Consider the following 24,484-nt stretch of genomic DNA (forward strand, 5'->3'; position numbering starts at 1 on the left):
CGTCAGCCGGCACGGCCAGCCCCCTCTCCCTCCGGGAGAGGGTTGGGGTGAGGGGACGTTCCGGCGCCAATGTTCCGGAAGAAGACCGCTCCCCCTACAGGAAATCTCCGGCAAAGCCATTACGGTGGGGGGAGGGAAAACGCCACCAGCCGATACCCCTGGGCAGTGCGGATGAAGTCGAAGCTGGCGTGCTTGCCCGGCTCGAACGAGCCCTGCTGCCAGTGCTCCATGGCCGAGACCTTGGGCGTCTTCCACTGGGCGAACTCGCCGCAACCGTCGAAATACTGCGGGTCACGCTCGGGGTCGAAGGGCCAGCCCATGTCGTCCTGGCGCACACCGTAGTTCATCGATGTCCGCAGGGCTTGCAGTCGCGCACGCAGCTGCGCCCCGTGTTCGCGCAGCGCTGCATCCACCGGGGCGGCCTGCCAGTCCTCCAGCGGCTCGCCGCCCTGCCCGCTCCACAGCTGTGGATAACTGTTCGCCTTGAGCGAGGCGTCATCGAGGTGTGCCAGGAACTCGTCCTTGAACCAGACAGCAAAGTCCTTCTCGATGTCGACGAAGCTGAGGTAGCGCCCATCGACGCCCTTGAACGACACCCGGCGCGGGTCGCTCGCAGGCTGGTCGCTTGCCTGCATCGAGAACCAGTCCAGCGCGGCGGCGCGGCTGCTGTCGAAGCGCTCCACCAGCGTCCTGCCGTGGCGGTCGAGCAGCACTTCCGTGCCGCCGCTCCAGCCCTTGTGCTCGCACTGCTGCAGCGTCACGCCCGCATCGGCGCAGTGGCGCGTAGCGCCCTTGAGTGCCACCAGCATGCCGTTGCGCATGGCCGTGGCGTCGCTCAGCTCCGCGGGGATGAGCACCTGGCCGTGGCCGTCGAGGACGCCGACCTTGTCGTGCTGACGGTCGCGGAAACGGATGCTGTTCTCGCTCTCGCAGATCGGCGCGTTGTCGAAGACGTAGAGCGCATCCGGCGCCACCTGGCGGCCGTCACGCAGCAGGTAAAACGTCCGGTAGCCATCGGCGGTTTCCTCGCCGGTGGCGATGATGTGCTCGAAGCGCCGGGCCATGGTGAACATCGGGCTGAGTGTCGGCGCAATCTTCACCGCGCCCTGCGCATCCTTGAATCCGATCAGTTCGTTCTGGGTGAACGCCACCCACGGCTCATCCGCTGCCGCCGAACCGCTCAGCGCCAGCGCCGCCAGGGCCAGCAACCCTCGGCGCCTGCTCTTCCCCTGCATGGAAACCTCCCTTTAGATCCATCTCCCGGCGCATTGTGCCACGGCCAACGAAAAGCCCCCGCGCATCGCTGCGCGGGGGCTCGATCTTGCGGAGGAACGATCAGGCCGGCTGGCGCTGCATCGCACCACTCTCGCGCTCGCCTTTCAGGCTCCAGCTCTTGAGGTGTTCCAGGCTGGCGCGGTAGGGCTTCAGACCGCTGGCCAGCAGCAGCGCACCGGCCAACAGGGCCACCACGCTGACGATCAGCAGCGAGTAGCGCAGCGCCATGTCGTCGGCGAACACGTAGTCGGTCACCAGGGCGATGGCGGTCGGGCCGATGCCCAGGCCCAGCAGGGTGACGACGAAGAGGTAGATGGCCGAGGCCTGGCCGCGCATGGAGTTGGGCATGATTTCCTGGATCGCCGCCGGGGCGACGCCGAAGGGCATGCTGAGGAAGAACACGATGGGCGCCATCATCGCCGCCGCCGCGTTGCCGCTGTCCAGCAGCGGATAGACCAGGCTCAGCGGAATGGCCAGGATGGCCGCCAGCAGGCCGACACGCATGTTCGCATCGGTGCGCCCGCGCTTGGCCCAGTAGTCCGCCAGGCGACCGCCGCAGACGATGCCCAGGCAGCCGAACACCGCGACGATGCTGCCGTAGACCACCCCGACGTGGCCGGCGTCCCAACCGTAGGTGCGGACGAAGAAGGTCGGCACCCAGGCGCCGCTGCCGTAGCTGGCGAAGGAGATGCAGGCGAAGCCGAAGTTGTGGCACAGCACGGTCTTGCGGTTGGCGCGCAGGTAGGCGCCCACTTCGCTCATCGGCACCACCACGCCGGCGCCGACGCCGCGGCGGGTCGGTTCCTTCACCGCGAGCATCAGCAGGGTGAAGAGCACACCGGCGGCGCCGAGGATCAGGAAGATCAACTGCCACGGGCGCACCTCACCGAGGACCGGCAGATGCACGTCGCCCTGGGCGGAGGCGAACTTGATCACCAGCCCGCCGAGCAGGAAGGCCAGCCCCGAGCCCAGGTAGATGCCCATGGAGTAGACGCTGATGGCGGTGGCGCGGCGCTGCGCCGGGAAGCTGTCGGCGATCAGCGAATAGGCCGCCGGCGACAGGGCCGCCTCGCCCACGCCGACACCGACGCGGAACAGCAGGAAGTGCCAGTACTGCCGCGCCAGGCCGCAGGCGGCCGTCATCGCGCTCCAGATCAGCACGCCGACGGTGATCAGCCCGCGGCGGCTGCGGCTGTCGGCCATGCGCCCGAGGGGGATGCCGCACAGCGTGTAGAACAGCGCGAAGGAGAGGCCCATCAGCAGGCTCATCTGCGTGTCGCTGATCTCCAGATCGCGACGGATGGGGCCGACCAGCAGGTTGAGAATCTGCCGGTCGATGAAGGAAAGCACATAGGCGACCATGAGGATCGCAACCGTGGACCAGGCCACGGCACTGGAGGGGTAGCCGTTATTGTTGTTGTTCATGCCGGGCTCCTGAAACGCCGCCAATCGCGGCGAAGGCGAAGGGAGAACCCGCAGAGTAGGCAGTGCGAACGATTCGCGCGCGCACTATCAGGTCTCTGAATGCGCGCGTCGGCCATTGGCTGATGGATGGGTGGTCAGGGATTGGACGGCGGGTTTTGATGTGTAGGAGCGAGCATCAGGAATGTCCGGGATGACCCTGCGTGGCGAGTATGGCGCTGCCACATATCCCTCTCCCCCGCCCTCTCCCTGAAGGGAGAGGGAGCTGTTCGAGCTCGCCGGAAGGCTCGGCAGGTTCGTAGGGCGCATAAAGCGGAACGCTTTATCCGCCATGGCGAGCGCATTCCCGGGATGGCCGTTCGTGGCGGGGATTGCGGTGCCACGTATCCCTCTCCCCGCCCTCTCCCTGAAGGGAGAGGGAGCTGTTCGAGCTCGCCGGACGGCTCGGCAGGTTCGTAGGGCGCATAAAGCGGAACGCTTTATCCGCCATGGCGAGGAAGGGGCTTCACCTTGTAGGAGCGAGCTTGCTCGCGAACGAGTTCACCGGCGGCGCCGACGCTGGGCTTGTTCGCGAGCAAGAACTGGGCGTCCCCCTCGTTCCTACGAACAGCCATGTTTCGGGATGGCCCGGCGTGGCGGGGATGGGGGTGTCACATAACCCTCTCCCCCCGCCCTCTCCCTGAAGGGACAGGGAGCTATTCGGGCTCGCCGGGTAGCACTGCAGCATGACCGGCACGAATGTCCCCTCTCCCTTCGGGGCGCGCAGCCAGGGTTAGGGAGAGGGCAATGCCCCGCGCCGACGAAGAATCAGATCGCCTGCGGCGTCCGCTCGCACAGTTTCGCCAGGGCCCGCGCCCACAGCTCCTGGTCGTTCAGGCAGGGCACCAGCACCAGTTCCTCGCCACCCCCCGCGCGGAACTGTTCGTTGCCGCGCTGGCCGATTTCCTCCAGCGTCTCGATGCAGTCGGCGACGAAGGCCGGGCACACCACCAGCAGGCGTTTCACACCCTGCGCGCCAAGCTTGTCGAGCTGCGCCTCGGTGTAGGGTTCGATCCACTTGTTGCGGCCCAGGCGCGACTGGAAGGACACCGACCAGCGCCCATCCTCGAGCCCGGCGCCAGCAGCGAAGTCCTCGGCCGTGCGCAGGCACTGGCTACGGTAACAGACCGCCATGATGTCCTCGTGCACGCCTTTGCTGGAACGGGCGGTAAGGTCGTGGCCCTTGTCCTTCACCAGCTTGCGGATGTGCGACTCGGGCAGGCCGTGGAAGCTCAGCAGCAGGTGGTCGTAGGGTTGCGAAAGGTACGGCTTCACACTGTCCACCAGCGCCTGGCGATATTCGGGCTCGGCGTAGAACGGCGGCAGCACCTTCAGCTCCAGCGTCAGCTTGTGCTCGCGCATCACCCGGCGCGCCTCTTCGATGGCGGTGGTGGTGGTGCTGTCGGCGAACTGCGGGTAGAGCGGCGCGAAGGTCACCTGGGTGATGCCCTGCTGGCTCAGGCGCAGCAGCGCCTTCTCGATGGACGGCTCGCCATAGCGCATGGCCAGTTCCACCGGACCGTGGGGCCAGAATGGCCGCACGGCTTCCTGCAAACGGCGGCTGAGCACGATCAGCGGCGAGCCTTCGTCCCACCAGATCGAGGCGTAGGCGTGGGCGGACTCTTCCGGGCGCTTGCGCAGCACCAGCGACACCAGCAGCCGGCGGATCGGCCACGGCAGGTCGATCACGTAGGGGTCCATGAGGAACTGATCGAGGTAGCGGCGCACGTCCTCGACCTGGGTGGAGGCCGGCGATCCCAGGTTGACCAGCAGGAGGGCGTTTTGGGTCATGCAGTGTCCTTAAACCGGTACGGTAGGAGGTCGTCGTGCGGGCCGCGCAGTGTACACGCAGCCCGTTTCTTACAGCTCGGTCGCCAATGCCGCAGGCACCGGGCGCGAAGGGTCTCAGCGAGCGTCGCGCAGTACGTCGGCCAGCGCTTCCTTGAGCTCCGGGAAGCGGAACGCGAAGCCGGCGTCCAGCAGGCGGCGCGGCACGATGCGCTGGCCGCCCAGCAGCAGCGTCGACATCTCGCCCAGCAACAGGCGCAAGGCAAAGCCCGGCACGTGCATCAGCGTCGGCCGGTGCAGCGCCTGGCCCAGTTCCTGGGTGAAGTCGCGGTTGCGCACCGGCTGCGGCGCGCACGCATTATAGGGACCGCTGGCATCCGCCTTGCGCAAAAGAAAATCGATCAGGGCGATTTGATCGTCGATATGAATCCAGGACATCCACTGCCGGCCATCCCCGAGCCGCCCGCCGGCGCCCAGGCGGAATGGCGGCAGCAGACGCTTGAGGAAACCGCCTTCGGGCGCCAGCACCAGCCCGGTACGCACCAGCACCACGCGAACGCCCAGGGCCTCGGCCTCGCGGGCAATCTGCTCCCAGGCCAGGCACAGCTCACTGGCGAAATCCTCGCCGGCCGCCGCGCTGTTTTCCTCCAGCGGACGCTCGCCGGCGTCACCATACCAGCCGACCGCCGAGCCATTGATCAGGACCGCCGGGCGCTGGCTGCGGCTCTGCAGCCAGCCCACCAGGCGCTCGGTCAGGCGCACCCGGCTGTCCCACAGCAGGGCCTTGCGCCGGGCGCTCCACGGCTTGTCCGCGATTGGCTCGCCCGCCAGGTTGACCACCGCGTCCAGCGGCCCGTCGCCATAGGCCTCGAAGTCGGCAATGCCCCGCACCGACTCGCCGCACAGCGAGGCGACCCGCTGCGGCTGGCGGCTCAGCACCGTGAGCTGATGGCCCTCGGCGCTCCACTGGCGGCAGAGGCGGCGGCCGATCAGGCCGGTGCCGCCGGTCAGGAGAATATGCATGGCGAACTCCTTGCTGGGTTGTTCCACCTTCATCAGTCTGGACGAGAGGCAGGCGATTGCATTGACACTCCCTCTACGGCGAGGTCTACGCTGTAAGGGCCGGGACCCGGACCGGGCTCATCTTTGATGAACCGACGCGGCGCCGAAGGTTCCGATGATCGGACTCCTATCGTTGACGAGCGCGAACCGCTGTCACTCAATTGTACAGATAATTTTGTTTGTACAAGAATAATCCGCTCGTTACGCTGAAGCACACAGACTACGAGGCATGTCATGAGCGCCCCCATTGCCATCATTGGCACCGGTATCGCCGGACTCTCGGCCGCCCACGCCCTGCAAGCCGCCGGACAGGACGTCCAGCTCTTCGACAAGGGCCACGGCAGCGGCGGCCGGATGGCCAGCAAGCGCAGCGAAGCCGGCGCCCTGGATCTCGGTGCGCAGTACTTCACCGCCCGCGACCGGCGCTTTCTCGACGCCGTGCAGCAGTGGCGCGAGCACGGCTGGGTCGCCGAATGGGACCCGGCCCTGTACCAGTACCGCGACGGAGAACTGAGCCCCTCCCCCGACGAACAGCCCCGCTGGGTCGGTACCCCGCGCATGAGCGCGATCACCCGCGCCTTGCTGCAGGACGTCGTCGTCACCTTCACCTGCCGTATCACCGAGGTGTACCGCGGCGAGGAACACTGGCACCTGCAGGACTCCGAGGGCCAGACCCACGGCCCGTTCAGCCGCGTGCTGGTGGCCACCCCGGCGCCCCAGGCCGCGGCCCTGCTGGCCAGCGCGCCGAAGCTCGCCGCGGCTGCCGCGAGCATTGCCATGGAACCGACCTGGGCCGTCGCCCTGGCCTTCCGCGAGCCGCTGGATACCCCCGTGCAAGGCTGCTTCGTGCACGAGGGCCCGCTGTCCTGGCTGGCCAGCAACCACTCCAAGCCGGGCCGCGACGAGCAGTTGGACACCTGGGTGCTGCACGCCGCCAGCGGCTGGAGCAAACAGCACATCGACCTGCCCAAGGAAAGCGTGATCGAGCACCTGCGCGGTGCTTTCGCCGAGCTGATCGGCTGCGCCGTGCACGCCCCCGACTTCGCCCTCGCCCACCGCTGGCTGTACGCACGGCCGATGGAAGCGCACCAGTTCGGCGCCCTCGCCGATGCCGACCTGGGGATCTACGCCTGCGGCGACTGGTGTCTCTCCGGCCGCGTCGAAGGCGCGTGGCTGAGTGGCCAGGAAGCCGCCCGCCGGTTGCTCGAACACCTCTGATCCCCCCCGGCCTTCCCGCCGTGGAGAAGGCCGCCTCTCCCCGCCTCCGTCCTCCGCCTTGTACAAGTCTTTGCACTTGTACAAGGCTGCGTCTATCCTGTGCGATAGTTGTACAAACAACTAATCCTGTACAAGTTCGGACACTGCCATGTCTCACTCTCCGTCACGACCCAAGCTCGGCATCAGCGCCTGCCTGCTGGGCGAGCCGGTGCGCTACAACGGCGGGCACAAGGCCTCGCGCCTGTGCCTGGAGGTGCTCAGCCGCTACTTCGATTTCGTGCCGGTGTGCCCGGAAGTCGCCATCGGCCTGGGGACCCCGCGCCCGACCCTGCGCCTGGTCGGCGAGCACGACGATCCGCGCGCGCTGATCCTGCGCGAAGGCGGCCGCGACGTCAGCGACGCCCTGCGCGACTATGGCCGCCAGCAGGCCGGAGCGATGCAGGACATCTGCGGCTACATCTTCATGCAGCAGTCGCCCTCCTGCGGCCTGCACCGGGTGAAGCTCTACCGCATCGACGGCCAGCCACGCCCGCCGGGCGTGCGCGGGCTGTATGCGGAAACCTTCTGCGCGGCGCGCCCGGCGTTGCCGGTGGAAGAGGAAGGCCGGCTCAATGACCCGGTGATCCGCGAGAACTTCCTCACCCGCGTGTTCGCCTACGCCGCCTGGCAGCACCTCGTCGAAAAGGGCCTGACCCGCCACGCGGTGATCGGCTTCCACTCGCGCTACAAGTACCAGCTGATGGCGCATAACCCGCGGCAGTACAGCGAACTGGGCCGCCGCCTGGCGAAGATCGGCGAACAGCCGCTGGAGGCGTTCGCCCCGGACTACTTCCGCGACTTCATGCAGGCGCTCGGCAGTTGCGCCACCCGCGGCACCCACAGCAACGTGCTGCAGCACCTGGCCGGCTATCTCAAGCACGAACTGCCTTCCAGCGAGAAAGCCGAGATGCAGCGCCTGATCGACCAGTACCGCGAAGGCGTGATCCCGCTGGTGGTGCCGCTGACGCTGCTCAAGCACTACTTCCGCCTGCACCCGCACCCCTACATCGATGCCCAGGCCTACCTGCAACCGCACCCCGAAGGCCTGAGCCTGCGCAATGCCATCTGAGGCCGCCATCAGACGCACTCAAAGGATGCCCATGAACCCCGACCACCCACACCGCGACTCGGACGACGACTATCGCCAGGCCCTGGCCGAAGGCTGGCTGCCGATCCGCGACGTCTCCCGGCGCACTGGCGTCAACCCGGTCACGCTGCGCGCCTGGGAGCGCCGCTACGGCCTGGTCGTGCCGCAGCGCACGCCCAAGGGCCACCGTCTCTACTCCGAGGCGCAGATCGCGCGCATCCAGGAGATCCTCACCTGGCTGGGCCGGGGGGTGGCGGTGAGCAAGATCCGCGCGCTGCTCGACGAAGACATGCCGCCGCCGGCCGAAGCCGGCAGCTCGCCCTGGGACGACCTGCGCCAGCAGTGCATCGCCGCCGTCGGCCGGATCAACGAGCGGCAGCTGGACGACCTGTTCAACGGCGCGCTGGCGATCTACCCCGCGCTGACGCTCTGCGAGCAACTGATGCTGCCGCTGCTCGACGAGCTGGAGCGGCGCTGGCAGGGCCAGTTCGGTGCGCAGCTGGAGCGGGTGTTCTTCCACACCTGGCTGCGCACCAAGTTCGGCACCCGTCTCTACCACCACAACCGGCAGCAGCGCGGCGCCCCGCTGCTGCTGGTGAACCAGTCCGACCTTCCGCTGGAGCCGGGGGTGTGGCTCACCGCGTGGCTGGCCAGCAGCGCCGGTTTCCCGCTGGAGATCTTCGACTGGCCCCTGCCACCCGGCGAGTTGGCGCTGGCGGTGGAACGCCTGCAACCACGCGCCGTGCTGCTGTACGCCAGCTGCACGCTGAACCTGCCCCAGCTGTCCCGGCTGCTGGCCGGCGTCGATTGCCCGCGGCTGCTGGTCGGCCCTGCCACCGCCATTCACCCCGAGGCCTTGCAGGAACAGGTCAGCACCGACGAGCCACTGCACCTGGCGAGCGATCCGGTCGCCGCCTTCGGCCTGCTGCGTGAACTGCACCTGATCAACGGGGAAGCCCCATGAAACGCCAACTCGTCTGGCTGCGCACCGACCTGCGCCTGCGCGACAACAGCGCCCTGCACGCCGCCGCCGAGCGCGGCCCGGTGATCGCTCTGTACCTGCTCAGCCCTGGCCAGTGGCTCGAGCACGACGATGCCCCCTGCAAGGTCGACTTCTGGCTGCGCAACCTGCGCGAGCTGAAGGCGGGCCTCGACACGCTGCATATTCCGTTGCTGATCCGCACCGCGCCGCGCTGGGACGACGCGCCGAACCTCATCAGCCAGCTGTGCCAGGAACTGGGCATCGAGACCGTGCACGTCAACGAGGAATACGGAATCAACGAAGCCGCCCGCGATGCCGCCGTGCAGAAGGCCCTGGCCAGCGATGGCATCCACCTGCGCAGCCACCTGGACCAGCTGTTCTTCACTCCCGGCACGATCCTCACCAAGGGCGGCACCTACTTCCAGGTCTACAGCCAGTTCCGCAAGGTCTGCTACGAACGCCTGAACCTGGGCGTCCCCAGCCTGGTCCCGGCACCCCGCGCGCAGCAGGAGCTGAACCTCGTCAGCGACGAGGTGCCCCGGCAGGTGGAAGGATTCGCCATACCGCCCGCCGCGCTGCGCAACGAATGGCCCGCTGGCGAGGACGCGGCCCATGAGCGCATCGCCCTGTTCACCGATGAGATTCTCGGCAATTACCAGGACACCCGCGACTTCCCCGCCCGCGACGGCACCAGTCGCCTCTCGCCGTACCTGGCCGCCGGCGTGGTGTCGCCCCGGCAGTGCCTGCACGCGGCGCTGGCGAACAACCACGGCGAGTTCGAAACGGGTAACAGCGGCGCGGTCAGCTGGATCAACGAGCTGCTCTGGCGCGAGTTCTACAAGCACATCCTGGTCGGCTTCCCCCGCGTAAGCCGGCATCGCGCCTTCCGCGAGGACACCGAGCAGCTCAGGTGGCGCCAGGACACGGCGGACCTGGAAAACTGGCAACAGGGCCGCACCGGCTTCCCCATCATCGACGCCGCCATGCGCCAGCTGCTGGCCACCGGCTGGATGCACAACCGGCTGCGCATGGTGGTGGCGATGTTCCTCAGCAAGAATCTGCTGATCGACTGGCGCGAGGGCGAACGCTGGTTCATGCGCCACCTGATCGACGGCGACCTCGCGGCCAACAACGGAGGCTGGCAGTGGAGCGCCTCCACCGGCACCGACGCCGCGCCGTACTTCCGCATCTTCAACCCGATCTCGCAGTCCGAGCGCTTCGATCCGGATGGCCGCTTCATCCGCCGCTGGGTGCCGGAACTGGCCAGGCTGCAGGACAAGGCGGTGCATGATCCGTCGAAGCTCGGGCTGTTCGGCGTAGAGGGTTATCCACAGCCGATGTGTGACCTGTCGGCAACGCGGGACCGGGCGCTGGAGGCGTTCAAGAGTCTTTCGGCCAGCCGCTGATACGGGCGCGAAGGCATCGGACGATGCGTACCGGTAGGTGCGCGCCCTGCGCGCGATCGCGAGCATGGCCCGCTCCTACAGGGCTGTGCCGATTTTGCCCCGCTGGTTGGAAAAACCGTCGGGCACAAAAAAGCCGGGCCCAGGCCCGGCTTCTTCGGTCGACGCTCGATTACAGCGGATGCGTGTAATACAGGCTGTAGGATTCGATGCCGTCGTTCGGCTGGCTGATGCCGGCATTGGAATAGTGCGTGGCACGCACGCCCAGGGCCTGGCCTTCACCGAAGCGCAGGCCGGCGCCGATGCGATCCTCGAAGTTGAAGGCGCCGCCCAGGTTCTGGTCGCCCACGCGAGAGCCGCTGAACACGGCCACGCCGATGCCGGCCTCGACGAAGGGTTTGACCGTCGCGCCGGAGAACTCGTAGACGAACACCGGGCTGAAAGACAGCGAGTGCCGGCCGCTGGCCTCATCGCCCCCTTCCCAGTAGGTGTAGCCGGCGTCCCAGTAGCCGGTCAGGCGGCCGGTGGAGCTTTCCCACCAGCTCTTGTCCCAGTCGAAACCCAGGCCCAGGCGGTAGGTCATGGTGTTCTGCCCGGTAACGCCCACGGCGCCAGTCAGGCTTGCGGCCTGTGCGGAGACCAGATGTCCAAGGGTCAAGGCTGCCACGGCGGCCAGCGAGAGTAGTTTCTTCATCGAAACATCCTTTATTAGAAAGCTGAATGAAAAATCCCCGCGAATAGCTGGCAATTATAAGGCCATTTGTCAGCATTTGCTGACAGACCAAGGTCGGTAGCCCGCTATTCTTTTCTCAGCCAGGGAAGAAACTGACGGTATCGTCCGCGCCCCAAAGCACCGGCAGTACCCGTTCAAGACCTTCGACTGCGCCGCTGGTCCATAGCTCAGTTTTTTTTGCGTCCCCTTGCGCCAGCAGCCCCCGCGCCTGTAACAGGCGCTCCAGTTGGCGGGCGACGGCGGCGCCGGTATCGATCAGCGACACGTCCGCAGGCACCAGTTCCCGCAGCAGCGGGCGCAGGAACGGGTAATGGGTGCAGCCCAGGATGAGTGTGTCGCACCCTTCAGCCAGCAGCGGCTCGACATAACCCTGCAGCAGCTCGCGGGTCTGCGGGCCGTTCAGATCGCCCTGTTCGATGCGCTCCACCAGCCCCGGGCACGGCTGGGTGATGACCCGCACGTCGCTGGCGAACCGATCCAGCAACGCGGCAAAACGCGCGCTTTTCAAGGTGCCGGTGGTGGCGAGCACACCGACCACGCCGCTGCGGGTGGCCTCGGCGGCTGGCTTCACCGCTGGCTCCATGGCGACGATGGGCACCTGCGGATACTGCTCGCGCAAATCCGCCGCCGCCGCCGCGGTGGCCGTGTTGCAGGCCAGCACCAGCGCCTTGGCGCCACGGGCCAGGAGGAACTCGGCGATGGCGCGGCAGCGCGCGCGGATGTACTCGGGGGTCTTCTCACCGTAGGGCACGTGGCCGCAATCGGCGAGGTAGATCAGGGATTCGTGGGGAAGCCGCGCGCGGATTTCGTGGAGGACGCTGAGGCCGCCCACACCGGAGTCGAACACCCCGATCGGTGCGGCATCAGCCATGCGAGGCTCCGCACACGGCACACTGCGGATCGCGCTTGACCCGCAGCTCACGGAAGCGCGTGCCGAGGGCGTCGATCAGCAGCAGGCGGCCCACCAGCGGCTCGCCGAAACCGGCCAGCAACTTCAGCGCCTCCAGCGCCTGCAGGCTGCCCACCAGGCCCACTAGCGGGCCGACCACGCCGGCCTCGCTGCAGGTCAGCTCGGCTTCGCTGCCATGGCCGTAGAGGCAGTGGTAGCAGGGGCTTTCCGCACGGCGCGGGTCGAACACCGAGAGCTGCCCTTCCAGGCGGATCGCCGCGCCACTCACCAGGGGCTTCTTCGCCGCGACGCAGGCCGCGTTCACCGCCTCGCGGGTGCCGAAGTTGTCGCAGCAATCCAGCACCAGGTCAACGCCCGCCACGGCGGCGCCGAGGGAGTCGGCGTCCAGCGCCTGGCGGTGGGCGACCAGCTTCACCTCCGGGTTCAGCGCGGCCAGGCGGGCGATGGCGGAATCCACCTTGCCCGTGCCGACGCTGTCGGTGCCGTGGATGATCTGCCGTTGCAGGTTGGTCAGGTCCACCGTGTCGAAGTCCGCCAGGTGCAACTCGCCGACCCCGGCCGCGGCCAGGTACAGCGCCACCGGCGCGCCAAGGCCGCCGAGACCGACGATCAGCACGCGGCTGTCCTTCAGGCGCAGCTGGCCCTCCACGTCGATCTGCGGCAGGAGGATCTGCCGGCTGTAACGCAGCAGTTCGTTGTCGCTCAGCATGTCCAGCGCCCCAGGCTGATGCGCTCGTGGCCGCCCAGGTCACGGCGGCTTTCCACGGCGCTGAAACCACGGGTGAGCAGCAGGTCGCGCACGGCGTCAGGCTGGTCGAAACCGTGTTCGAGCATCAGCCAGCCGCCGTTTTCGAGATGGCTGGGCGCCTGCTCGATGATCAGGCGGATGTCGTCCAGCCCGTCCTGCCCGGAGACCAGCGCGCTCGAGGGTTCGAAGCGCACATCGCCTTGCCTGAGGTGCGGGTCGGTGCTGGGAATGTACGGCGGGTTGCTGACGATCAGCGAGAAGCGCTCGCCGCCGAGCGCGGAGAACCAGTGGCTGGCCTGGAAGGCCACGTTGCCCAGACGCAGGCGTTCGCGGTTGCGCTCGGCCAGGGCCACGGCCTCGGGGATGCGATCGACACCCCGCACCTGCCAGCTCAGGCGTTCGCACGCCAGGGCAAGGGCGATGGCGCCGGTGCCGGTGCCGAGGTCGAGCACGCGGGCGGGCGACGCGGGCAGCAGCGCCAGGGCGGTTTCCACCAGCAGTTCGGTGTCCGGGCGCGGGATCAGGGTGTGCGGGGCGACTTCCAGGTCCAGGCTCCAGAAGCCCTGGCGGCCGAGGATGTAGGCCACCGGCTCGCCGGCCACGCGGCGGGCCAGGTAGCGGTCGTAGAGGTCGTGGGCCTCGCGGCTGACCACGCGCTCGGGCCAGGTACGCAGGAAGCTGCGGTGTTTGCCCAGGGCGGCGGCGAGCAACAGCTCGGCATCCAGGCGCGCGCTGGGCGAGTCCGGCAGTTGCGCCTCGTTGAGCAGGGTCATGATGGTTGCCATGGTCTGTCGCTCTCTCAGTCGCCCGCGCTCAATCGCCCAGTGCGGCCAACTGGTCGGCCTGGAATTCCTGCAGGAGCGGCTCGATGACCTGCTCCACCGCGCCTTCCATCACTTCACCCAGGGAATACAGGGTGAGGTTGATGCGGTGGTCGGTCACCCGGCCCTGGGGGAAATTGTAGGTGCGGATGCGCTCGGAGCGGTCGCCCGAGCCGACCAGCAGCTTGCGCGTGCTGGCGATCGCCTGCTGGGCGGCGGCCTGCTGCTGGTCGTTGAGCTTGGCCGCCAGCCAGGCCATGGCCTTGGCGCGGTTCTTGTGCTGCGAGCGCTCTTCCTGGCACTCCACCACGATGCCCGACGGGATGTGGGTGATGCGCACGGCCGAGTCGGTCTTGTTCACGTGCTGGCCGCCGGCGCCGGAGGAGCGGTAGGTGTCCACGCGCAGGTCGGCCGGGTTGATCTCGATGGCCGCCTGTTCGTCCGGCTCGGGCAACACCGCCACGGTGCACGCGGAGGTGTGGATGCGGCCCTGGGACTCGGTGGCCGGCACGCGCTGCACGCGGTGCGCGCCGGACTCGAACTTGAGCTTGGCGTAGACGTTCTCGCCCTCGACGCGGGCGATCACCTCTTTATAGCCGCCGTGCTCGCCTTCGTTCTCGGACATGATCTCGACGCGCCAGCCCTGCTTCTCGGCGTAGCGCGAATACATGCGGAACAGGTCGCCGGAGAAGATCGCGGCCTCGTCGCCGCCGGTGCCCGCGCGGATTTCCAGAAAGACGTTGCGGCCGTCGTTGGGGTCCTTGGGCAGCAGCATGCGCTGCAGGCGATCCTCCAGGCCGACCAGCGCGGTCTTGGCCTGCTCGACCTCCTCCTCGGCCATCTCGCGCAGGTCCGGGTCGCTGTCCTTGAGCAGCGCCTGGGCGCCTTCGAGGTCGGACTGCACCTTGCGGAATTCGCGGAAGGCGAGGATGACCGGCTCCACTTCCGCGTATTCGCGGGAGTAGGCGCGGAACTTGGTCTGGTCGCTGATCACCTCGGCGTCGCCCAACAGAGCGGTCAGCTCTTCATAGCGGTCGCTGAGGATATCCAGCTTTTTCAGGAGGGACGCTTTCATCGCTTGTCAGTGCCCTCCTCGAGGGCGAACAGTTCCTGCGCGACGGCCAGCGCATCGATGCGGCCCTCGGCGGAGAGTTTCTTCATCTGCACGCTGGGCGCATGCAGCAATTTGTTGGTCAGGCCGCGGCTGAGCTGGGCGATGACCTCCATCGGGTCGGCGCCGTTGGCCAGCAGGCGCTGGGCCTTCTGGGTCTCTTCGTCGCGCAGGCGCTCAGCTTGCTGGCGATAGGCGCGCAATACATCGACGGCCGCCAGCTCGCGCAGGCGCAGCATGAATTCGTGAACGCCGTCGCCGACCAGCTCCTCGGCGGCCTGGGCGGCGCCCTGGCGGCTCTTGAGGTTCTCGGCGACCACTTCGTGGAGGTCGTCCACGCTGTAGAGGTAGACGTCTTCTAGCTCGCCCACTTCCGGCTCGATGTCGCGCGGCACGGCGATGTCCACCATGAACATCGGCTTGTGCCGGCGCTGCTTCAGCGCGCGCTCCACCGCGCCCTTGCCGAGGATCGGCAACTGGCTGGCGGTGGAACTGATGACGATGTCGCTGTTGACCAGTTCGTCGGGCATGTCCGCCAGCAGGATGGCGCGGGCGCCGAACTGCTCGGCCAGCTGGCTGGCGCGCTCCAGGGTGCGGTTGGCCACCACGATGCGCTTCACGCCCTGCTCGTGCAGGTGGCGGGCGACCAGGGTGATGGTCTCGCCGGCGCCGATCAGCAGGGCCTGGCTGCGGCTCAGGTCGCTGAAGATCTGCCGGGCCAGGCTCACCGCGGCGAAGGCGACCGACACCGGGTTCTCGCCGATGGCGGTGTCGGTACGCACGGTCTTGGCGGTGCTGAAGGTGGCTTGGAACAGGCGCCCCAGCATCGGCCCGACGGTGCCGGCCTCGCGGGCCACGGCGTAGGCGGACTTCATCTGCCCGAGGATCTGCGGCTCGCCCAGCACCATGGAGTCCAGCCCCGCGGCGACGCGCATCATGTGGCGCACGGCGTCTTCGTCCTGGTGCACGTAGGCACAGGCGCGCAGGTCGTCGATCCCCAGGTTGTGGTAATCGGCCAGCCAGGCCAGCACGTCGCCGGCGTCCGGATGCTCGATCTCCAGGTAGAGTTCGCTGCGGTTGCAGGTGGAGAGGATCGCGGCTTCACGGCTGGAAGTCAGCCTGCACAGCAGCTGCAGGGCCTCGACCATCTGCTCGGGAGTAAAGGCCACGCGCTCGCGGACGGCCACGGACGCGGTCTTGTGGTTGATGCCGAGGGCAATGAAGGCCATGCAGAATCGCTGAGCTGATCGGAAAGCCCGCAATTGTCCTACTTAGCCTTGTGAAGGACAACCACCCGCGACGGATCGCACACTGCAAATCGTATACACGCCCGCAAGCGGCGCTTGCCCATGGGATTGGCACTTTCCTTATGTCATGATGGTCCCATTTCGCAGGTCAGGCCCTCGTCCTTCCTCTATGAACAAGTCTCTTGCGCTGCTGACTGCTCTGCTGCTGCTCGGCGGCTGCCAGTCTCTTACACAGAAAAATTCCGACAGTGCTTCCGCGGAGAAGGACAAGGCCGCGGCTGCACAGAAGAACCAGAAGTACGGCTCCTTCAGCGAAGACACGATGTTCTCGCTGCTGACGGCCGAACTCGCCGGCCAGCGCAACCGGTTCGACATCGCCCTTGCCAACTACGTCGAGCAGGCCAAGGAAACCCGCGATCCGGGCGTCGCCGAGCGCGCCTTCCGCATCGCCGAGTACCTGGGCGCCGACCAGGAAGCCCTGGATACCTCGCTGATCTGGGCCAAGGCCGCGCCGGACAACCTCGACGCCCAGCGCGCCGCCGCCATCCAGCTGGCGCGCACCGGGCAGTACGACGAATCCATGGTGTACATGGAGAAAGTCCTCAACGGCCAGGGCGACACCCACTTCGACTTCCTCGCCCTGTCCGCCGCCGAAACCGACCCGGACACCCGCGCGGGCCTCTTGCAGAGCTTCGACCGCCTGCTGAAGAAATACCCGGACAACGGCCAGCTGCTGTTCGGCAAGGCCCTGCTGCTGCAACAGGACGGCCGCCCGCAGGAAGCCCTGCACCTGCTCGAAGACAATGCCGCCAGCAAGCACGACGTCGCCCCGCTGCTGCTGCGCGCGCGCCTGCTGCAGAGCATGAAGCGCAGCGACGAAGCGCTGCCGCTGCTCAAGACCGGCATCAAGGAACACCCGGACGACAAGCGCGTCCACCTCGCCTACGCCCGCCTGCTGGTGGAGCAGAACCGCCTGGACGATGCCAAGGCCGAGTTCTCCGCGCTGGTCGAGCAATTCCCCGATGACGACGACCTGCGCTTCTCCCTGGCGCTGGTCTGCCTCGAAGCCCAGGCCTGGGACGAAGCCAAGGTCTACCTGCAGGAGCTGGTCGAGCGCGACAGCCACGTCGACTCCGCCCACTTCAACCTGGGGCGCCTGGCCGAGGAGCAGAAGGACCCGGAAACCGCCCTCAAGGAATACGCCCTGGTCGGCCCGGGCAACGATTTCCTCCCGGCCCAGCTGCGCGCCACCGAGATCCTGCTGGACCAGAAGCGCTACGACGACACCTCACGCCGCCTCGCCGAAACCCGCGAGCGCCAGCCCGACTACGCCATCCAGTTGTACCTGATCGAAGCCGAAGGCCTGTCCAACCGCGACCAGGTGGACCGCGCCTGGAACGTGATCCAGCAGGGCCTCAAGCAGTTCCCGGATGACCTCAACCTGCTCTACACCCGCTCCATGCTCGCCGAGAAGCGCAACGACCTGGCGCAGATGGAGCAGGACCTGCGGCTGATCATCCAGCGCGAGCCGGATAATGCCATGGCGCTCAATGCGCTGGGCTACACCCTCGCCGACCGCACCACGCGCTACAGCGAAGCCCGCGACCTGATCCAGAAAGCCCACTCGCTGAACCCGGACGACCCGGCCATCCTCGACAGCCTCGGCTGGGTGAATTACCGCCTGGGCAACCTCAGCGAAGCGGAAACCTACCTGCGCAAGGCGCTAGAGCGCTTCCCCGATCACGAAGTGGCCGCGCACCTGGGCGAAGTGCTCTGGGCCCAGGGCAAGCAGAGCGAAGCCCGCAAGGTCTGGGCCACCGCCCTGCAAAGCCAGCCCGACAGCGCCGTCCTGCGCGACACCATGCTGCGCCTGACCGGCTCCGGAACCCTCTGATTTATGCGTTTACGTCACCTGATCGGCGCCGCCGCGCTTGCCCTGCTCGCCGGCTGCTCCAGCTTCGGCACCCACGAAGCCCTGGAAGGCCAGGGCAACGCCAGCGCCTGGAATGCCCACAAGGCGCGCATCGCCACCCTCGACGGCTGGCAGATCGACGGCAAGGTCGGCATCCGCGCGCCCAAGGATTCGGGCAGCGGCACCCTGTTCTGGCTGCAACGCCAGGACTACTACGATATCCGCCTGTCCGGCCCGCTGGGCCGCGGCGCCGCGCGCCTGACCGGGCGTGAAGGCGCGGTGACCCTGGAAGTGGCAGGGCAAGGCCGCTATGAAGCCGCCTCCCCCGAAGAACTGCTGGAGCAACAGATGGGCTGGCGCCTGCCGGTATCCCACCTGCTCTGGTGGATTCGCGGCCTGCCAGCGCCCGACAGCAAGAGCCGCCTGACCCTGGACAGCGACAGCCGCCTGGCCAAGCTGCAACAGGACGGCTGGGACGTGGAGTACACCCGCTACAGCGAGCAGGACGGCTACTGGCTGCCCGAGCGCCTGAAGCTGCACGGCCAGGACCTGGACGTCACCCTGGTGGTGAAATCCTGGCAGCCGCGGCAATTGGGCGCAGGCCAGGCGAGCCAGCAGTGACATGCAAGACCGCCTGACCCTGCCGGCACCGGCCAAGCTCAACCTGTTCCTGCACATCACCGGCCGCCGCGCCGACGGCTACCACGAACTGCAGACCCTCTTCCAATTCCTCGACCACGGCGACGAGCTGCAATTCGCCGTGCGCGAGGACGGCGATATCCGCCTGAACACCGAGATCGATGGCGTTCCCCACGACAGCAACCTGATCGTCAAGGCCGCCCGCCGCCTGCAGGAGCAATCCGGCTGCCGACTCGGCGCCGACATCTGGCTGGACAAGCGCCTGCCCATGGGCGGTGGCATCGGCGGCGGCAGCTCCGATGCGGCCACCACCCTGCTCGCGCTCAATCACCTGTGGCAGCTGAACTGGGACGAAGACCGCCTCGCCGCGCTGGGCCTGACCCTCGGCGCCGACGTACCGGTGTTCGTGCGCGGCCGTGCGGCGTTTGCCGAGGGCGTCGGCGAGCAGCTCACGCCGGTGGAGCTGGAGGAGCCCTGGTTCCTCGTCGTTGTGCCGCAAGTCTTTGTCAGCACAGCAGAAGTTTTCTCCGATCCCGAGTTGACACGCGATACTCCGCCCATTAAAGTTCGCAGCCTTCTCGGGGTGGACGGTCATAACGACTGCCAGCCGGTCGTCGAGAAGCGTTACCCGGATGTACGTAACGCACTGATCCAGCTAGGTAAATTTACCCAAGCGAGATTGACCGGCACCGGAGCTTGTGTGTTTGGGAGCTTCCCAAACAAGGGCGATGCTGATAAAGTTCGCCGCCAACTTCCGGCCACTCTGCCGAGTTTTGTTGCCCAGGGCCGTAACATCTCGATGTTGCACCGAAAGCTGCAAAGCCTGGCCTGAGAAGAAAGCAATGTAATCGGTTGTACGATACAGGGGCGTCGCCAAGCGGTAAGGCAGCAGGTTTTGATCCTGCCATGCGTTGGTTCGAATCCAGCCGCCCCTGCCATTAACCCACCGGGTTATACGTACAGCGTCAACGAACACATTGCTCCGCAAGTTGTAAGCTACAGGGGCGTCGCCAAGCGGTAAGGCAGCAGGTTTTGATCCTGCCATGCGTTGGTTCGAATCCAGCCGCCCCTGCCATTTTCTTCTGGCTCAACCGGGCCTACCCTCAAGCCGACACAGGTACCGCAGCGTGTCCAAAATGATGGTTTTCACGGGGAACGCCAACCCCGATCTGGCACGCCGTGTCGTACGGCAGCTGCACATCCCCCTCGGTGACGTTTCTGTCGGTAAATTCTCCGACGGCGAAATCAGCGTTGAGATCAACGAAAACGTTCGTGGTAAGGACGTCTTCCTGATCCAACCGACCTGCGCACCGACCAACGACAACCTGATGGAACTGGTGGTAATGGCCGATGCCTTCCGCCGCTCCTCGGCGACTCGTATCACGGCCGTCATCCCCTACTTCGGTTATGCCCGCCAGGATCGCCGCCCGCGTTCCGCCCGCGTGGCCATCAGCGCCAAAGTCGTTGCCGACATGCTGACCGTCGTAGGCGTCAACCGCGTTCTTACCGTTGACCTGCACGCCGACCAGATCCAGGGCTTCTTCGATATCCCCGTCGACAACATCTACGGCTCCCCCGTACTGGTCGACGACATCGAAGACCAGCGCTTCGAGAACCTGATGATCGTCTCCCCGGACATCGGTGGCGTGGTGCGCGCTCGCGCCGTCGCCAAGTCCCTGGGCGTGGACCTCGCCATCATCGACAAACGTCGTCCGAAGGCCAACCAGTCCGAAGTCATGCACATCATCGGTGATGTCGAAGGCCGTACCTGCGTACTGGTCGACGACATGGTCGATACCGCCGGCACCCTCGGCCACGCCGCCAAGGCTCTGAAAGAGCACGGCGCCGCCAAGGTCATCGCCTACTGCACCCACCCGGTGCTGTCGGGCCGCGCCATCGAGAACATCGAGAATTCCGTACTGGACGAGCTGGTGGTGACCAACACCATCCCGCTGTCCGCTGCTGCACAAGCCTGTGGCCGTATCCGCCAGCTGGACATCGCGCCGGTTGTCGCGGAAGCCATGCGCCGCATCAGCAATGAAGAATCGATCAGCGCCATGTTCCGCTAAGGCGGAACAGCGCTGACGTAAAGCGCCCCGTCATGTCGATGGGGCATTAGCAAAATCGCCCGAACGCTGGTCGCAAGCGTCCGGGCGATCTTGTCATTTTGGAGAGTGTGAAATGGTTGATTTTGTACTGAATGCTCAAGAGCGTTCCGACCTGGGGAAAGGTGCGAGCCGCCGCCTGCGTCGTAACGCCGGCCTGATCCCGGCTGTGGTCTACGGTGGCGAGAAAGCCCCGCAATCCCTGACCCTGGAACTGCGTGAGATTTCCAAGCTGCTGGAAAACGAGGCTGCCTTCAGCCACGTGATCACCCTGAACGTCGGTTCCGCCAAGGAAACCGTTCTGATCAAGGCCCTGCAGCGTCACCCGTCCAAGGGTTTCGTCATGCACGCTGACTTCCAGCGCGTCGTTGCCGGCCAGAAACTGACCGCCCACGTACCGCTGCACTTCATCAACGAAGCCACCGCTGTTGGCGTCAAGGTTGGTGGCGGCGAGATCTCCCACGTGATCTCCGAAGTCGAAGTTTCCTGCCTGCCGAAAGACCTGCCGGAATTCATCGAAGTCGACCTGGCCAAAGTGGAACTGGGCCAGATCGTTCACCTGTCCGACCTGAAACTGCCCAAAGGCGTAGAGCTGGTGCAACTGGCCCACGGTAACGACCTGGCCGTCGCCAACATCCACGCTTCCCGCGTAGTGAAAGAAGAAGGTGAAGGCGAAGCTGCTGCCGAGTAATCGCGCGCACCATTGCCTTTAAGGAAGGGGCCCCCGTCGTGACTGCCGTACAACTGATCGTTGGCCTGGGAAATCCAGGCCCTGAATACGACCAGACCCGGCATAACGCGGGGGCCCTTTTCGTTGAGCGACTGGCGGACGCGCAACGCGCGAACCTGTCGCTGGACAAGAAATACTTCGGCCTGGTCGGCAAGTTCAGCCACAAGGGCCGCGATGTTCGTCTGCTCATCCCTACCACCTACATGAACCGCAGCGGCCAGGCCGTGGCGGCGCTCGCCGGATTCTTCCGCATTCCGGTCGAAGCCATCCTGGTGGCCCACGACGAACTCGACATGCCCCCCGGCGTCGCCAAGCTCAAGAAAGGCGGCGGGCACGGCGGGCACAACGGGCTACGCGATATCATCGCCCAGCTCGGCAACCAGAACGGTTTCCATCGCCTGCGGCTTGGCATCGGCCATCCGGGGCACAGCAGCCTGGTCTCCGGTTTCGTTCTCGGCCGCGCCCCGCGCGCCGAACAGGAACTGCTCGACACCAGCATCGACTCCGCCCTCGGCGTGCTGCCGGAAATGCTCGACGGGGACTGGACCCGCGCGATGCAGAAGCTGCACAGCCAGAAGGCCTGATCACACCTCTTTTCCGCCACTGGCGCGAGGGACCTAGCATGGGATTCAACTGCGGCATCGTCGGCCTGCCCAACGTCGGCAAGTCCACCCTGTTCAACGCCCTGACCAAATCCGGCATCGCGGCGGAAAACTTCCCCTTCTGCACCATCGAGCCGAACAGCGGCATCGTCCCGATGCCCGACGCCCGCCTCGATGCGCTGGCCGAGATCGTCAAGCCCGAGCGCGTGATCCCGACCACGATGGAATTCGTCGACATCGCCGGCCTGGTAGCCGGCGCCTCCAAGGGTGAAGGCCTGGGCAACAAGTTCCTCGCCAACATCCGCGAGACCGACGCCATCGCCCACGTCGTGCGCTGCTTCGAAGACGAGAACGTCATCCACGTCTCCAACAGCGTCGACCCCAAGCGCGACATCGAGATCATCGACCTCGAACTGATCTTCGCCGACCTCGACAGCTGCGAGAAGCAACTGCAGAAGGTCGCGCGCAACGCCAAGGGCGGCGACAAGGACGCCCTGGTGCAGAAAGCCCTGCTGGAAAAGCTCATCCCCCACTTCACCGAGGGCAGGCCCGCCCGCTCGCTGATGAAGAACATGGGCGATGACGAGAAGCGCGTTATCCGCGGCTTCCACCTGCTCACCAGCAAGCCGGTCATGTACATCGCCAACGTCGCCGAAGACGGCTTCGAGAACAACCCGCACCTGGACGTCGTCCGCGCCATCGCCGAAGAAGAAGGCGCCATGGTCGTACCGGTGTGCAACAAGATCGAAGCCGAGATCGCCGAACTGGACGATGGCGAAGAGAAGGACATGTTCCTCGAATCCCTCGGCCTCGAAGAGCCCGGCCTCAACCGCGTGATCCGCGCCGGCTACGAACTGCTGCACCTGCAGACCTACTTCACCGCCGGCGTGAAGGAAGTCCGCGCCTGGACCGTCCGCGTCGGCGCCACCGCCCCGCAGGCCGCCGCCGTGATCCACACCGACTTCGAAAAAGGCTTCATCCGCGCCGAAGTCGTCGCCTACGACGACTTCATCCAGTTCAAGGGCGAACAGGGCGCGAAAGAAGCCGGCAAATGGCGCCTGGAAGGCAAGGACTACATCGTCAAGGACGGCGACGTGATGCACTTCCGCTTCAACGTCTAAGCGCCAGCGATACCCGAAAAGCCCCGGCCACCCGCCGGGGCTTTTTTATAGGGGCGCCCTACCCCGCCGCTCATCGCGAAAATCCCGCCCGACCGGCTAAACGATTGATAGATCAGAAAAATATTCAAGAAAAGGGGTTGACACCCCCCCTCGATCTGCGGAAAATGCGCGCCACTCGGCTACATAGCTCAGTCGGTTAGAGCGCAGCATTCATAATGCTGATGTCCCAGGTTCAAGTCCCGGTGTAGCCACCATACAAAACAAAGGGTTAGCGAAAGCTAGCCCTTTGTGCTTTCTGGGGTAGTGACTACGAAGTGACTACACCCTGTCTACCTCTCTGATCAGACACCCGCTTTCTTACGCCAGCTGTAGAACTCCGCGATAGCGCTCTCGATTTCCTGTAGCTCGCCCATAAGCTCCTCGATTGAGTAAAACACTTCTTTTCCGGGACGTTCACCTGGGAGTGGCCCACTAACATTCACGACTTTGTTTATCGAATGAATCACAGCCCAACGACCGTGGATAAAACGATTTCGCTTGATCCGAACGGACTTGAATCGACGTAACCACTGATCAAAGGGTTGCTTCCACTTACTTTGCGGTTTCTCCACGAATTTTTTCGCTACTGCTTTCGATAAGGCATCTAATCTGTCCTGAAGACGCATCCCATCGACTCGAGGAGCGTCTTGGGGAGACAGATTGCGAAGGCATAGACCAAGGTTCATCTCAAAGCACGAGAACATAAGAACCATCTTGCCTATGATCAACGCCGCCGCATCCTCTAACGGCTCCTCAGTATCTTGCAAACTAACCCCACCTGCAGATTTAAAACGGGTATGAATACGGCTGCCCAGACCGGGCTGCTTTCCGCTCTCAGAAAGCTCTTCTACTACGGTTTCGCTATTGTCGTCTGACATAATTATTCTATGCCGAACATCAGGAAAGTGAGGATGGCCACCAGTGACGGTTTAGAGACACGTGACTGGGAAATGATAGGGAAGCTCGCCCCCACTGTCGCCTATCGGTTCGGAGCAAGCTGTGATGCGTCTCTAGTTAGGAAGGGGCCTCTACGAGCTTTAGACACTCTAGTGTAGCTGCCCCTCTGTCTTAGAAACTCTACTAGCTGTGGAACTAGCGATAGCTGCACAGCGCTGCTGTGCCGACACTCCTGATATGCTTATGGCACTCATGAGCGAAAACGAGCAGCGAGCTCTTCGTTTACTGACCTACGGTCGCTTTTCAATTTGTTTCCCGCTTGGGCTTCCCCCGCGACTTCCTGCCCTTAGGCAGGTAAAAAAAGCGTGGCAAAAACCGTCCTAGCTTCTGCAGCCACGGCGATATTACCGTGTAATAGGCGGATATTTCCGTCCATTACCCACACATAGATCTTCATTGGCACTATCGAATTGCCTTGTTAGGAAATTACATTTATAAATCACTCAAATTCGAAAAGTAACGCCCTTACACAAAACCAAAGCCCAGCACCGCTG

22 protein-coding genes and 3 tRNA genes are annotated in these 24,484 nt (G+C 65.5%); 14 read left to right on the forward strand and 11 right to left on the reverse strand.

The genetic code is table 11. From position 1 onward, the window contains the following. Positions 1-119: 119 nt before the first annotated feature. The 4 genes from N0B71_RS03440 to N0B71_RS03455 form a co-directional block, all read right to left on the reverse strand. Entirely contained in the window at positions 120-1,235 is a 1,116-nt protein-coding gene (locus tag N0B71_RS03440) for a hypothetical protein (protein ID WP_259757312.1), read from the reverse strand. Positions 1,236-1,335: 100 nt separating this feature from the next. Beyond that, complete coding sequence (locus N0B71_RS03445; protein WP_259757313.1) at positions 1,336-2,700, reverse strand: spinster family MFS transporter; 1,365 nt, start codon at positions 2,698-2,700, stop codon at positions 1,336-1,338. A gap of 804 nt (positions 2,701-3,504) precedes the next feature. After that, positions 3,505-4,527, reverse strand: coding sequence for a ferrochelatase (gene hemH, locus N0B71_RS03450; protein ID WP_259757315.1), 1,023 nt, complete (start codon positions 4,525-4,527; stop codon positions 3,505-3,507). Between the two features lie 114 nt (positions 4,528-4,641). After that, positions 4,642-5,547, reverse strand: coding sequence for a TIGR01777 family oxidoreductase (locus N0B71_RS03455; RefSeq protein ID WP_259757316.1), 906 nt, complete (start codon positions 5,545-5,547; stop codon positions 4,642-4,644). A gap of 273 nt (positions 5,548-5,820) precedes the next feature. Between N0B71_RS03455 and N0B71_RS03460 the strand changes: the two genes are divergently transcribed. The 4 genes from N0B71_RS03460 to phrB all read left to right on the forward strand — a co-directional run bounded on the left by N0B71_RS03460 (position 5,821) and on the right by phrB (position 10,318). Further along, positions 5,821-6,804, forward strand: coding sequence for an NAD(P)/FAD-dependent oxidoreductase (locus tag N0B71_RS03460; RefSeq protein WP_259757317.1), 984 nt, complete (start codon positions 5,821-5,823; stop codon positions 6,802-6,804). A 148-nt stretch (positions 6,805-6,952) separates the two neighbouring features. Further along, entirely contained in the window at positions 6,953-7,912 is a 960-nt protein-coding gene (locus N0B71_RS03465; RefSeq protein ID WP_259757318.1) for a YbgA family protein, read from the forward strand. A 31-nt stretch (positions 7,913-7,943) separates the two neighbouring features. After that, positions 7,944-8,894 carry a MerR family transcriptional regulator gene (locus N0B71_RS03470; protein WP_259757319.1) on the forward strand — a complete coding sequence of 317 codons (951 nt, stop codon included), beginning with the start codon at positions 7,944-7,946 and terminating at the stop codon, positions 8,892-8,894. Then, a complete protein-coding gene (gene phrB, locus N0B71_RS03475; RefSeq protein ID WP_259757320.1) occupies positions 8,891-10,318 on the forward strand; it encodes a deoxyribodipyrimidine photo-lyase in 1,428 nt (475 codons plus the stop codon). Before N0B71_RS03470 ends, phrB begins: the two co-directional genes overlap by 4 nt. A 169-nt stretch (positions 10,319-10,487) precedes the next feature. Here phrB and N0B71_RS03480 read toward each other — a convergent pair whose 3' ends face one another. The 6 genes from N0B71_RS03480 to hemA all read right to left on the reverse strand — a co-directional run bounded on the left by N0B71_RS03480 (position 10,488) and on the right by hemA (position 15,867). After that, positions 10,488-11,009, reverse strand: coding sequence for an acyloxyacyl hydrolase (locus tag N0B71_RS03480; RefSeq protein WP_259757321.1), 522 nt, complete (start codon positions 11,007-11,009; stop codon positions 10,488-10,490). 115 nt (positions 11,010-11,124) lie between these two features. Continuing rightward, entirely contained in the window at positions 11,125-11,919 is a 795-nt protein-coding gene (gene murI, locus N0B71_RS03485; RefSeq protein WP_259757322.1) for a glutamate racemase, read from the reverse strand. Continuing rightward, positions 11,912-12,667 (reverse strand): molybdopterin-synthase adenylyltransferase MoeB, encoded by a 756-nt coding sequence (locus N0B71_RS03490; RefSeq protein ID WP_259757323.1) that lies wholly within the window; start codon positions 12,665-12,667, stop codon positions 11,912-11,914. Before N0B71_RS03490 ends, murI begins: the two co-directional genes overlap by 8 nt. Further along, entirely contained in the window at positions 12,661-13,491 is an 831-nt protein-coding gene (prmC, locus tag N0B71_RS03495; protein WP_259757324.1) for a peptide chain release factor N(5)-glutamine methyltransferase, read from the reverse strand. The genes N0B71_RS03490 and prmC overlap by 7 nt, the downstream gene beginning before the upstream one ends. A 28-nt stretch (positions 13,492-13,519) precedes the next feature. Next, on the reverse strand, positions 13,520-14,602 hold the full coding sequence (prfA, locus tag N0B71_RS03500) for a peptide chain release factor 1 (RefSeq protein WP_259757325.1): 1,083 nt from the start codon (positions 14,600-14,602) through the stop codon (positions 13,520-13,522). Continuing rightward, positions 14,599-15,867 (reverse strand): glutamyl-tRNA reductase, encoded by a 1,269-nt coding sequence (hemA, locus tag N0B71_RS03505; protein WP_259757326.1) that lies wholly within the window; start codon positions 15,865-15,867, stop codon positions 14,599-14,601. The genes prfA and hemA overlap by 4 nt, the downstream gene beginning before the upstream one ends. Before the next feature lie 145 nt (positions 15,868-16,012). Between hemA and N0B71_RS03510 the strand changes: the two genes are divergently transcribed. The 10 genes from N0B71_RS03510 (at position 16,013) to N0B71_RS03555 (ending at position 23,248) form a co-directional block, all read left to right on the forward strand. Continuing rightward, the gene (locus N0B71_RS03510) at positions 16,013-17,779 is read left to right on the forward strand and encodes a tetratricopeptide repeat protein (RefSeq protein ID WP_259757327.1); all 1,767 of its coding nucleotides are present in this window, start codon (positions 16,013-16,015) and stop codon (positions 17,777-17,779) included. A gap of 3 nt (positions 17,780-17,782) precedes the next feature. Further along, positions 17,783-18,418: a lipoprotein insertase outer membrane protein LolB gene (gene lolB, locus N0B71_RS03515; RefSeq protein ID WP_259757328.1), complete on the forward strand. Its 636-nt coding sequence runs from the start codon at positions 17,783-17,785 to the stop codon at positions 18,416-18,418. A 1-nt stretch (position 18,419) separates the two neighbouring features. Beyond that, positions 18,420-19,268: a 4-(cytidine 5'-diphospho)-2-C-methyl-D-erythritol kinase gene (ispE, locus tag N0B71_RS03520; RefSeq protein ID WP_259757329.1), complete on the forward strand. Its 849-nt coding sequence runs from the start codon at positions 18,420-18,422 to the stop codon at positions 19,266-19,268. A 31-nt stretch (positions 19,269-19,299) separates the two neighbouring features. Next, a tRNA-Gln gene (locus N0B71_RS03525) sits at positions 19,300-19,374 on the forward strand. A gap of 62 nt (positions 19,375-19,436) precedes the next feature. Continuing rightward, positions 19,437-19,511 (forward strand) — tRNA-Gln (locus N0B71_RS03530). A 52-nt stretch (positions 19,512-19,563) separates the two neighbouring features. Beyond that, a complete protein-coding gene (locus tag N0B71_RS03535) occupies positions 19,564-20,505 on the forward strand; it encodes a ribose-phosphate pyrophosphokinase (protein ID WP_015478849.1) in 942 nt (313 codons plus the stop codon). Between the two features lie 112 nt (positions 20,506-20,617). After that, positions 20,618-21,232, forward strand: a complete 615-nt coding sequence (locus N0B71_RS03540; protein WP_259757330.1) for a 50S ribosomal protein L25/general stress protein Ctc — start codon at positions 20,618-20,620, stop codon at positions 21,230-21,232. Positions 21,233-21,270: 38 nt separating this feature from the next. Further along, positions 21,271-21,855 (forward strand): aminoacyl-tRNA hydrolase, encoded by a 585-nt coding sequence (gene pth / locus N0B71_RS03545; RefSeq protein WP_193452056.1) that lies wholly within the window; start codon positions 21,271-21,273, stop codon positions 21,853-21,855. A gap of 38 nt (positions 21,856-21,893) precedes the next feature. Further along, on the forward strand, positions 21,894-22,994 hold the full coding sequence (gene ychF, locus N0B71_RS03550) for a redox-regulated ATPase YchF (RefSeq protein WP_259757331.1): 1,101 nt from the start codon (positions 21,894-21,896) through the stop codon (positions 22,992-22,994). 177 nt (positions 22,995-23,171) lie between these two features. Further along, positions 23,172-23,248: transfer RNA gene (locus N0B71_RS03555), tRNA-Met, on the forward strand. A gap of 87 nt (positions 23,249-23,335) precedes the next feature. On the opposite strand, the gene N0B71_RS03560 is transcribed toward N0B71_RS03555, so the two are convergent. After that, entirely contained in the window at positions 23,336-23,911 is a 576-nt protein-coding gene (locus N0B71_RS03560; protein WP_259757332.1) for a hypothetical protein, read from the reverse strand. Between the last annotated feature and the right edge of the window lie 573 nt (positions 23,912-24,484).

The sequence above is a fragment of the Pseudomonas sp. GCEP-101 genome, from assembly GCF_025133575.1.
In the GTDB taxonomy this organism is placed as follows: Bacteria; Pseudomonadota; Gammaproteobacteria; order Pseudomonadales; family Pseudomonadaceae; genus Pseudomonas; species Pseudomonas nitroreducens_B.